The sequence below is a fragment of the Salinisphaera sp. SWV1 genome (assembly GCF_052044155.1).
Lineage (GTDB): Bacteria > Pseudomonadota > Gammaproteobacteria > Nevskiales > Salinisphaeraceae > Salinisphaera.
The window spans coordinates 113,422-122,430 of the sequence record NZ_JBQDYE010000010.1; the positions used below are offsets into that span (position 1 = coordinate 113,422).

A 9,009-nucleotide genomic window follows, 5' to 3' on the forward strand; every position below is an offset into this window, starting at 1 on the left:
CGATCCTGTTGTTGTCAGGCCGGCATCTATTCCACTATATTGGAATAACCACACCGACAGATCTTACCAGAGCTTCGCTTTGAGCCCGGCAAACAACCAGAAAATCCACGACCAGATCGCGCGTAACATCAAGACCTTCCGCACCGAACGGGAGATCACGTTAACGGGGCTTTCTGAACTCACGGGTATCGGCAAATCGACCTTGTCGAACCTGGAACGTGGCCAAGGCAACCCGACGATCGAAACGCTGTGGCAGTTGGCCCAGGTCTTGGATGTGGGCTACGGCGATCTCGTCGGCAACGCGCCGCCGCAGTCTTCGACATCCGAGGGGGTGTCGGTCGAGCTGATCAATTTTGAAGATTCCGACCGCAAGATCGAGACGTTCTCGATGAAGCTCGCTCACGGCGCGGTTCGAGAGGCCGACGCGCACGCGACAGGCGTCACCGAACACGTGCTTGTGTTAAGCGGCGCGCTCATCGTCGGCGGACTAGATGACCGCGCCATGCTATACGCCGGTCAAGCGAAAACCTTCAAGGCTGACGACGACCACGTCTACCGAGCCGGCGAGCGTGGGGCACATGCGATTGTGTCGGTCATCTACCCCGATCAGCGCGCGACCTGCAAAGATACCCACGCCATACGCCTTGATTGGCCGACATCGAACGAAGGCTGGTCGGGCGTATCCGACCTCGTCACGCGCCTGTGCGTCGATGCCAAGCACGGAATCCCATTCGGGCGTGTTCGCTTGACCGACTGTGCGCTCGATTTTGCCGAGGCGTTCGAGACGCTGGAGTCACACCTCGGCCCCGAGTCCAAGACCGAGCCGGGCATGTCGCTGACCTATGCCGGCAACCAGAATCCGGAGATTATCGTGCTCTCCAGCGCCGGGACGCATGAACGCATCCCCAAGGGCGACTACCCGCCGTCTCTGGCCAAGGCCATTGAACTCTCGAATCGCGCCGCGCGGCGTCGGTGGCTGAGTGAAGCGGAGCTAGCCGCACTACGAGAGCAGGCCGCGGCACCGGCGATCTGCGTCTCGACGCTGGCCGCCGAAATCCTGACGAATGCCGGTTACCCGACCGCGCCCAGCCACGTCGGCGTGAAAAACGCGACCTCGCATGCCGATAGCCGCCTTGATACGGGTGTCTCGTTCGAGGATCGCATCGATGTCGACAGCGACGCCGCGTTCGAGTTGGTGCACCCGGCGTATGCGCGCCAATGCGTGGAAGTGGCCACGCATTTATATCGCGCTGGCGCCGCCGGCCGAGGGCCTGTTCTCGATGTTGGCACCGGTTCCGGCCTGCCGCTGGCCATGATCGACGAACTGATCCCCGAGACATATTTTGCCGCCGTTAACCCCAGTCGCACCGCGCACCGATATCTCGAAACTCGTTTCGAGAATAACCCAAGGATTACCACGGCCCTGGCCGGCATCGCGGATATCCCGGCGTCGCCAAAGTATGACCATGTGATTTCGATCGGCGCCTCGCATCATCTCGATACCACCCAATTTCTGAGCAATATCCGGGGCCGGATGAATAGCGGCGGCACGCTGTGCGTCAGCGACGAAATGATCACATCATTCGGCAACAAAGCCGAACGCCGCGATCACTTGCTGGCCCATCATCTACGTTATATCCACGACACGCGGGTTCGGGCGCATCCAGCCCAGGCCACAGCGGATGAAATCTCGCTGGTTGAGCTTTGCCATCGGACCGTGCCGGGCATGCTGTACAACGCGCTGGCCGGGAAAGGCGAAGTGGCCGCAGGCCAGGCCCGCCGACTCTTGAGTCAGATCCACCATCTCGATCTGCCTGCCCGCGCCTCGACCCCCGAACTCGCGTTCTACCGATTCCACGCATTGGAGCTCGAAGCGCTCATCGCCGGACTCGACGACGAAGTGGAGCAAAAAACGTCCCCGGCGTGTTTCCTGGATCTGGCCCGCGAAATCGGTTTTGAGCTGATCGCTCACCGCCGTATATATGCGACCCACGGTCGCGACCCTTGGCATGCCGGCACGCATGTCTTCGCGCTCGAGGCGGTATGACGATACTGCAGGCCCTACAGAACGGAATCCGGTCCGCTGCCCCGATCAGCTTGGGCTATATCCCTGTCGCGATCACCTTTGGGGCGGCAGCCACCACCTTCGGCTATGCCATCTACGTGCCGATCCTGTTCTCCGCGACCATCTTTGCCGGTGGCAGTCAGTTCATTCTCTTGGCGGCGATGCAGCACCATACCCACTGGCCGTATGTCGTCGGCCTCTGCGCACTGATCGATTCCCGCCATGTCATCTACGGCTCACTGATCCGGCGCATCTTCCCCAGACGTCTCGCGGCCCGCTTGCCTCTGGCGCTGTCGTTGACCGATGAGGTATTCGCGACCGTACTAGTCAAACGGGAAGCGGAACCGACGCGCGACCTCACCGCCTGGATCACCGGCGTCGCCCTGGCCGCGTACCTGTCATGGGTATTGAGTACGGCTTTCGGCGGCGCCCTTGGCACCGTCCTCAAAGATACCGCGCCTGCGGTCGTCAACGCGCTGCGGTTCGCACTGCCGGCCCTATTCCTGAGCCTGGCGCTCGAAAACCTTGGCCGTCATAACGTCTTCCCGCTGATCGCGGCCGCAGCCGGCGCCTTGATCGGGATCCTGGCGGGGAATATCGCGGTTGCCTTGTTCGCGGCCATCGGTGCCAGCGCCACCGTCTCTTTCATACGCGACCATCGAAAGCAACTATGAACGACCAGACGTTATTTATTGCCATGGGCGCCATGGCGCTCGTGACCGGATTGTGCCGCATCGTGCCGTTTCTTATTCCCCGCCACAGCCGACTGGGCACGATACTCTCCGGCGACCACCCCACCATAAGAATCGTTGGTCCGGCGGTTCTGGTCGGATTGACTGTGGCTACCTTTGGCCAGCCACTCCTGAGCCAGCCCTCCTGGGGCAACGTATTGTCATATGGCATCGGCGGCGTGGCGACAGCCGCGGGGTTGCGGGCCACAGGGAGCGTCGGCCTCGCCGTGATCGCTGGCATTATTGCCTACGGATGCAGCAGTTATGGTGTTGCGTTTTATGGCAGCTGAGTACCGGCTGCTGCTGCGTTATGCTGTGATCGATCGATTGGGCGCCGAGAAACGCCCGGGCTCAAGCTATACACACGTCATTTGTTTCGTGGCCGCATTTTAGAGAATGAGTAGACTTGTTAAACGCCTGGCGCGTGTAAAGCCCTCGTGGTTGTCGGACCTGGCCGATAAATCCACGGCAAATAAGGTCAAATCTTGCTGTGTGCGCCGGGTATACACTCGTTGAATAGCGCATGCCGTGGGCGAGGTTGCCGTCCGGCGTTTCAATCAGCAAATGATAGCGATTGCCCTTCAAGCAATACGCGTGAACCAGCCAGCCGAAGCGCCGCGCTACGCTCGCCAGCACGTTCAAAAAGGCGACGCGATCCTCGCCGTCTTCGTAAATAGCTTCCCGGCGATCACCACGCGAGGCGACGTGATGCGGCAGGCCGGCGAATTCGAGTCGTAAGGGTCTGGCCATTAACACCTGCGCCCATGCTTCCCCCTAACTTGGCCCGGTTACTGAACGATACGGCGTCAAGACATAACGTGGTGAAACAACGAATTCGTGCTAGCGTGTATTCAGCAATTGTCATGGGCGACTTATCCCAGGAGGATGGTCATGACGCAAAGTGAAGGTCGCGCCGAGTCAGCGAGCCTCGGCTTTATCTCGTCGGATTACGCTTCATTTATCGACGCCCCGCTTGCCGTAGAGAACCAATCGACCCCGGATCAGATGGCAAGTGCGATCACGACCGTGGTTCGTAACGCCATCGATGAATACCACCTGATCGGACGGGATGTCGCGGGCATACTGCACGTCAGCCCGTCATTCGTGTCCCGACTACATCGAGGCCAGGCCTCGCTTGCGGCCAACTCGGACGCGTATGAGCGTGCGGTCATGCTGGTTCGGACCATCGATGCGCTCGGCAGCCTGATCGGCCACCCGGCTCAGGTTCGGGAATTCCTCTACGGCCCCCATGAAGCACTTGGCGCGCCACCGATCGATCTCATGCAGCGCCTGGAGGGGCTCGTGGATGTCACGCGGTATTTCGAATCACGGGTCCACTAGCAACCCGCAAGGCGAACTGATGCCAGCCGAGGATTGGGCTGCCGCTGCTATCACGCCGCATCTTGAAGACCAAGACCCCGCGTCGTACTACCGCATCCTCCCGCCGGAATATCTCGTCGTGAACCGCCTGTCGGACAGCGATGAGACGGCTCGCCATGCCCGTGAAGCCATCCGACGCTCACGGGAGGGCGCCGCACGCGGCGAGGCCGCCCGTAGATCCCGGGATCTGGCGTCTTATGACAACGCGCTGGCCTTCACCTTCAAGTATCCGCTGAGCCAAGGCAACGGCCGCTTCAATACGGCGGCCTCTAACGCCGGCGTGCTCTACGCCAGTTTTCATGAACGCACGGCCCTTGCGGAACGCGCGTACCGGCAGGTCCGCCTGCTCCGCGAGAAAGGCACGGCGCGGAGCACACCATCGTCCATGGCCGGCGTCACTCGGATCGCGTTCGATGTTCAACGATGTCGAGTCGCCGATTTGACCTCGCCGCCGTTCGACACCGATCCAGCGTGGACCGCAACCGGTTCAGATTACACGGCACCCCAGCTGTTTGCTCAGAACGCGCGCGTGGCCGGTGCACACGGGATCATCTATACCTCAGTACGAGACTTTCAGGGCGGCTCCAATATCGCGCTGTTCGACTATCAGCGGCTCGCACAGCGTGCGATCGATCGCCGCCGGGTCCGGGATTGGTTCATGACCGCCTCCACCACGGCCGTCGACATGCAAACCAGCGCGGGCGCACATATGCGATTTTCTTTCGGGCCCGATGGCGCACCAATCCGGCCGGCCTGAGAACGCGTCGCGACGGTATCGCTGGGTTCGATATCCGGGGACAGGTTCATATCGCCTTGTCCGTCGACTCGCATGACATGCCCTCTTTCGGCTAACGGATAGTGACTGTGGATCTAAATAATTTGGCAACCTTCATAGAAGTCGCCCGTCACGGAACCATATCCGGCGCGTCCAAAGACCTTCGTATTCCGACTTCAACGATTAGTCGGCGACTCAACAAGCTCGAGGATGAGTTTGAAGCACGGCTGTTATCCCGGAATTCAAGGCACTGCAGCCTTACGCCGAGCGGACAGGTTCTCTATGACTATGCCGTGGGATTGATGGATGATCTTCTCGAGGCGAAGAACATCCTGCGTGAGACAGATGGCCAGCTAAGCGGACGAATGAAAGTCTCGATTCCGACCGAGTTTGGGGTCGTCTGGCTTAGCGACGTGGTGTCGGAATTTGCCAGACACCACCCGATGGTGGATCTCGAGTGCATCACGAGCATGCAGTCCCTCGACCCGGTCCGGCGAGAAATCGATGTCTCGATCGCGTATCTGAGGGGTGCACCAGAAGACAGCTCTCTTGTAATGCGGCGGCTCCTGACAATTCAGAGCTCTGTCGTCGCCGCCCCGTCGCTTATAGAGACGTATGGGAAACCGTCAACAGTGGCACAGATGGCGTCTTTGCCCTGCATCTCAACCTTGAGCGCCCTCCGCTCCAATCCCTGGCAATTTGTCAGACCGGATGGGACATGCTTCGCCCTCGACGTTCAATCAAAATACAAGGTCGACAGCAGCAATATGCTGATCAACGGCGCACTGCGTGGTCTCGGCTATGCCATCATCCCGACCGAATTCATAAAACCGGAACTGCGCTCCGGAAATCTGATAGAACTGCCGCTGGATTTCCGCCCTGCTCCACTTGAGATCGTGGCGGTCTTTCCGGAACGGAAGCACATTACACGCAGAACCCGGGCACTTGTGAACGCGATTGAAAAGTCGCTCCAGACCAAGGGGCACTCGTTTACGTAGCTGGCGCATCCCTTTCGCCATAGCAGTTGTGCGCCCTATCTCAACCAGCCGCCCATAAACCCCCTCATTGCTTGCAAATTTGGGAAGTTTGTTCCCGGTTTTATAAATTGCGGGCACCGCTCGCTCATGCTGAAAATACGATGAACTCCGGCTGTCAGGATAACGGCGTACATCCGCGGTTTCCTGGCGCCCTTTAGTTCTCTGTTTTACAGGACTACTCATGAGCGACAGCGTGCTTGCATTCCCTTCGCCGGCTACCGAATCCGATGACACGGCGTTGGAAAACGCCGAATGGGCCGATTCCCTCGATGCGGTACTTGAACGGGAGGGCCATGAACGGGCCCACTTCCTCATTGAAATGTTGCTCGACCGAGCCCGCCGGGCAGGTGTCGAGATCGTTTCTTCCCCTGTTACGGCCTACCTGAACACGATACCCGCCGAGCAGCAGCCGCAATCGCCGGGCGATTCACGAATCGAATGGCGGATTCGGTCGATCATTCGCTGGAACGCGATGGCCATGGTTCTCCAGGCCAACCGCATCCATGAGGGCGTTGGCGGGCATATCGCCAGCTTTGCGTCTGCGGCCACACTCTATGAAGTCGGCTTCAATCACTTCTTTCACGCGCCGTCGGAAAAACACGGAGGTGATCTTGTTTACTTCCAGGGGCATTCCGCCCCCGGGTTCTACGCCCGCTCGTACCTTGAGGGTCGTCTGACGGAGGATCAGCTCTACAACTTCCGTGCCGAATCGACGGGCAAGGGGCTGTCTAGCTACCCGCACACGTGGCTGATGCCGGACTACTGGCAGTTTTCGACGGTGTCGATGGGCATCGGGCCGATCACTGCCATCTACCAGGCCCGGTTCATGCAGTACATGCACAACCGCGGTGTTCAGAACACCGAGGGGCGCCACGTCTGGTGTTTCTGCGGCGACGGCGAGATGGACGAGCCCGAGTCCCGGGGCGCGATCGGCCTCGCGGCCCGCGAAGGTCTGGACAACCTGATCTTCGTGATCAACTGCAACCTGCAACGCCTGGACGGCCCGGTTCGCGGTGGCGGCAAAATCATCGACGAGCTTGAAGGCGCGTTCCGCGGTGCCGGCTGGAATGTCATCAAGGTCATTTGGGGCTCTGCCTGGGATCGGCTGCTGGCACAAGACCATAACGGCACCCTCGAAAAGCTGATGACCGAGACGGTCGACGGCGACTATCAAGCCTTCAAGGCGAATGGCGGGTCCTACACGCGCGAACACTTCTTCGGTAAGTATCCCGAACTCGAAGAGATGGTGGCGTCGTTATCGGACCAAGAAGTCGCGAGTCTCAATCGAGGCGGTCACGACCCCGACAAGGTGTACGCAGCGTATCACCGGGCGGTCCATGCCAAGAACGGTCGGCCGACCGTGATTCTGGCCAAGACGGTCAAGGGCTATGGTATGGGCGACTCGGGCGAAGGCCGGAATATCACGCACCAACAGAAAAAGGTGCAGCAGGACGACATCCGGGCCTTTCGCGATCGCTTCGAGATCCCGGTCCCGGACGACCAGATCGACGACGTACCACTCTACAAACCTGACGAAGATTCCGAGGAAATGCAGTATCTGCATGCCCGTCGGCAAGAGCTGGGTGGCTATCTGCCCCAGCGGCGACAGGATTGGGAGGCGTTGGAAATCCCGCCCTTGTCCGCCTTCTCGAAGATCCTCGAAGGGTCCGGCGACCGCGAAATGGCGACCACGATGGCCTTCGTTCGTATCCTGCAGGTACTGGCGCGCGACAAGAATCTCAAGGACCGTCTCGTCCCCATCATCCCTGATGAGGCGCGAACGTTCGGCATGGAGGGCATGTTCCGCTCCATGGGGATCTACTCGCCGTTCGGCCAGCTGTTCACGCCTGAGGATTCCGATCAGCTGGCGTATTACAAGGAAGCCGTCGACGGTCAAATCCTGGAAGAAGGCATCACCGAAGCGGGCTCGATGTCGTCTTTCATCGCCGCCGGCACGTCGTACTACAACCACGGCAAGACGATGATCCCGTTCTATGCCTTCTATGCGATGTTCGGCTATCAGCGCATCGGCGATCTATGCTGGGCCGCCGCCGACATGTGCACACGCGGCTTTCTCATGGGCGGGACCTCCGGCCGCACCACCATGAACGGCGAAGGCCTGCAGCACGAAGACGGGCACTCGCACGTATTGTTCGACTGCGTACCGAACTGCAAGGCCTATGATCCGACCTTCTGCTACGAGATGGCGGTCATCATCCATCGCGGACTGCAGGAAATGTACGTCGAGCAAAAGGACGTGCACTACTACATCACGATGATGAACGAGAACTACACCCACCCGGCCATGCCGGAAGGGGTGGAAGACCAGATCGTCAAAGGTCTCTACAAATTCTCCGAAGGCAACAGCGCGCACGAGCATCAGGTGCAATTGCTGGGCTGCGGCACGATTCTGCTCGAGGTAATCGCTGCGGCCGATCTGCTGGAAAAAGACTGGCACGTCGGTGCCACGGTCTGGAGCGCGACGAGCTTTTCGCAACTCAAGCGCGACGGGCTGTCGGCTCAGCGCTGGAATATGCTCCATCCCGAGTCGGCGCCGCGCGAGAGTTTTGTCGAAACTCAATTGGCTGCCGCCCGGGGTCCGGCGATCGCCGCGACGGATTACATGAAGGCTTATTCGGAAATGATTCGCGGTTTCGTGCCGCTGCCCTACTACACGCTGGGCACCGATGGCTTCGGCCGCTCCGACACCCGACCGGCGCTACGCGACTTCTTTGAGGTCGACCGACGCTGGATCACGGTCACAGCACTTAAGGCACTGGCGGATCAAGGCGAGATACCGCGCGAGAAAGTCTCCGAAGCGCTTCACAAGTACGGCATCAGCCCGGACAAGCCGGATCCGGTGACGGTCTAACGAAGCCGATATGCACGACGAGATCCAACGTAGTTTTTACGCATCGTAATTCGTTGAATGGGGTTTTAATGTCGGCGCAGGAAATCAAGGTCCCGGATATCGGCGATTTCGACTCGGTCGAAGTCATCGAAGTGCTGGTCTCCGCGGGC

General features: G+C 59.8%; 7 protein-coding genes and 1 pseudogene. 7 read left to right on the top strand and 1 reads right to left on the bottom strand.

The genetic code is table 11. The annotated features are described in order from the left end of the window. Positions 1 to 79: 79 nt before the first annotated feature. Genes ACS8YF_RS07180 through ACS8YF_RS07190 form a run of 3 tightly spaced genes read left to right on the top strand, consistent with a single transcriptional unit; the run spans position 80 to position 3,086 of the window. Positions 80 to 2,047, top strand: a complete 1,968-nt coding sequence (locus ACS8YF_RS07180) for a helix-turn-helix domain-containing protein (protein ID WP_440849532.1) — start codon at positions 80 to 82, stop codon at positions 2,045 to 2,047. After that, on the top strand, positions 2,044 to 2,739 hold the full coding sequence (locus ACS8YF_RS07185) for an AzlC family ABC transporter permease (RefSeq protein ID WP_440849533.1): 696 nt from the start codon (positions 2,044 to 2,046) through the stop codon (positions 2,737 to 2,739). Before ACS8YF_RS07180 ends, ACS8YF_RS07185 begins: the two co-directional genes overlap by 4 nt. Next, positions 2,736 to 3,086: an AzlD domain-containing protein gene (locus tag ACS8YF_RS07190; RefSeq protein ID WP_440849534.1), complete on the top strand. Its 351-nt coding sequence runs from the start codon at positions 2,736 to 2,738 to the stop codon at positions 3,084 to 3,086. The genes ACS8YF_RS07185 and ACS8YF_RS07190 overlap by 4 nt, the downstream gene beginning before the upstream one ends. A gap of 211 nt (positions 3,087 to 3,297) precedes the next feature. Here ACS8YF_RS07190 and ACS8YF_RS07195 read toward each other — a convergent pair. Continuing rightward, positions 3,298 to 3,546, bottom strand: a pseudogene (locus tag ACS8YF_RS07195) (transposase); the annotation flags it as partial. A 141-nt stretch (positions 3,547 to 3,687) separates the two neighbouring features. Here ACS8YF_RS07195 and ACS8YF_RS07200 point away from each other — a divergent pair. The 4 genes from ACS8YF_RS07200 (at position 3,688) to aceE (ending at position 8,860) form a co-directional block, all read left to right on the top strand. Beyond that, positions 3,688 to 4,137: a hypothetical protein gene (locus ACS8YF_RS07200; RefSeq protein WP_440849535.1), complete on the top strand. Its 450-nt coding sequence runs from the start codon at positions 3,688 to 3,690 to the stop codon at positions 4,135 to 4,137. Positions 4,138 to 4,156: 19 nt separating this feature from the next. Beyond that, a complete protein-coding gene (locus ACS8YF_RS07205; RefSeq protein ID WP_440849536.1) occupies positions 4,157 to 4,933 on the top strand; it encodes an RES family NAD+ phosphorylase in 777 nt (258 codons plus the stop codon). Positions 4,934 to 5,040: 107 nt separating this feature from the next. Continuing rightward, the gene (locus ACS8YF_RS07210; RefSeq protein ID WP_440849537.1) at positions 5,041 to 5,949 is read left to right on the top strand and encodes a LysR family transcriptional regulator; all 909 of its coding nucleotides are present in this window, start codon (positions 5,041 to 5,043) and stop codon (positions 5,947 to 5,949) included. A 220-nt stretch (positions 5,950 to 6,169) separates the two neighbouring features. After that, entirely contained in the window at positions 6,170 to 8,860 is a 2,691-nt protein-coding gene (gene aceE / locus ACS8YF_RS07215) for a pyruvate dehydrogenase (acetyl-transferring), homodimeric type (RefSeq protein WP_440849538.1), read from the top strand. Positions 8,861 to 9,009: the final 149 nt, after the last annotated feature.